Source organism: Mesorhizobium sp. M7A.F.Ca.CA.001.10.2.1, from assembly GCF_003998575.1.
Lineage (GTDB): Bacteria > Pseudomonadota > Alphaproteobacteria > Rhizobiales > Rhizobiaceae > Mesorhizobium.
The window spans coordinates 1-553 of sequence record NZ_RZQY01001294.1; the positions used below are offsets into that span (position 1 = coordinate 1).

1 protein-coding gene is annotated in these 553 nt (G+C 62.9%); it reads right to left on the bottom strand.

Annotated features, from left to right (window positions below):
- Nucleotides 1–300 precede the first annotated feature (300 nt).
- On the bottom strand, nt 301–553 hold a 253-nt coding region (locus tag EN964_RS36725; protein ID WP_245490764.1), incomplete at its 5' end, for a DUF1344 domain-containing protein.

Below are 553 nucleotides of genomic sequence, written 5' to 3' on the forward strand. Positions count from 1 at the left end.
CCGCCGACGACAGCCGCACCCAGCAGCAACCGCCGCGACAGGCGAAACCCTTTTTGTTCGTCGGCCATGATATCCCCCGTTGGCCAAGGGATAGCGCGGCTTTTTGGCAAAAACCATAGCGATGCCGCCGGACAGCATTCCGCCGGCCGGCCCTGGGGTCCAGCCGGAAGACCTTATCCAGGTCGCCCGGCATCGAGAGCCGACGGATGAAAATGGCCGATCCCCGGAGGGACCGGCCATGAGTGGAACAGGGCTTGTAAAATCCGGTCAGCAGGTCTGCCGACGCACGATGTTCTCGCCTTACGAGGCCTTCTTGATCGACGTCACGATGCCGGTCTTGTCATCGACAGTCACAGCCACCTTGGCGCCGACCTTCAGTTTCCCGATCGTCGCCTCCGGCGACAGCTGGTAGATCTTGCCGTCGTCGAGGGTGATCGACTTGGTCGTCGGGTCGACGGCCTGGATGGTGCCCTGAACGGTCGCGGCATAGGCGGTGCCGAGGAAGGCGAGCAGAGCGGCGGTGGTTGCGAGGGTCTTCTTCATTGGTAAGCAC